This window comes from Nocardioides sp. CPCC 206348 (assembly GCF_048654705.1).
Taxonomy (GTDB): Bacteria; Actinomycetota; Actinomycetes; order Propionibacteriales; family Nocardioidaceae; genus Nocardioides.
In genome coordinates this window covers 15,216-16,154 of sequence record NZ_JBMCZA010000173.1, presented here as the reverse complement: position 1 = coordinate 16,154, position 939 = coordinate 15,216, and the positions used below count along the sequence as shown (strand labels likewise).

The following is a 939-nucleotide window of genomic DNA, read 5'->3' as shown; positions in this document are numbered from 1 at the left end:
CTGGAGGCGTACGACGCCGACGGCACCTCGCCGGCGTACACGATCAGGAGGTCGGGCGACCGGCACCTGCTCGTCGAAGCAGGACCCGCCGAGCTCGACCTGCGGATCCGGGTGTGGATCCACCTCCTGGCCCAGGCCCTGCGCACCGACCGTCCGGACGGCGTGACCGAGATCGTGGAAGGCGTCCGGTCGCTGCTGGTCCAGGTCGACGACGCCAGGCTCGGGCTCGACACCCTGGCCAAGCACCTGGCCGTCCTGGCAGGTGGTCTGGCTGATCCGGCCACCGTGACGATCCCCGCTCGCGAGGTCTCGCTCCCGATCGCGTTCGACCATCCGGAGGCCCATGAGGCGATGCGCCGCTACGCGGCATCGGTGCGACCGGATGCTCCGTGGTGTCCTGACAACGTCGAGTTCATCCGCCGGGTCAACGACCTGACGGATCGTGCGGACGTCTTCGACGTGGTCGCCGCCGCGACCTATCTCGTCGTCGGGCTGGGCGACGTCTATCTCGGAGCGCCCGTCGCCGTACCCATCGACCCACGGCACCGGCTGGTCACCACGAAGTACAACCCGGCTCGCACCTGGACCCCGCAGAACGCCGTGGGCATCGGCGGGATCTACCTCTGCATCTACGGAATGGAGGGGCCCGGGGGCTACCAGTTGGTGGGCCGCACGCTGCCGGTGTGGCGGCTTCCCGGACTTGCCCAGGAGCAACGCGACGAGCAGCCGTGGCTGCTCCGACAGTTCGACCGGATCCGCTTCCATCCCGTCAGCGCCGAGGAACTGGCGCAGCAACGCGCCGACATCAAGGCCGGTCGCGCCGACCTCGTGACCCGGCCCGCCACCTTCTCCGTGGCCGAGGTCAACCAGCTGGAGGCCGAGGCCGCCGCAGAGATCGCCACGCTGCGCGCGCAACGACGCGCAGCCTTCGACGCAGAA

The 939-nt window shown here is 70.0% G+C and carries 1 protein-coding gene; it reads left to right on the top strand.

Annotation, left to right across the window (positions count from 1 at the left end; translation table 11 throughout):
- Positions 1 to 939 (top strand): carboxyltransferase domain-containing protein (locus ACOADB_RS13720; RefSeq protein WP_378599503.1); only part of this gene is annotated, 939 nt, incomplete at both ends.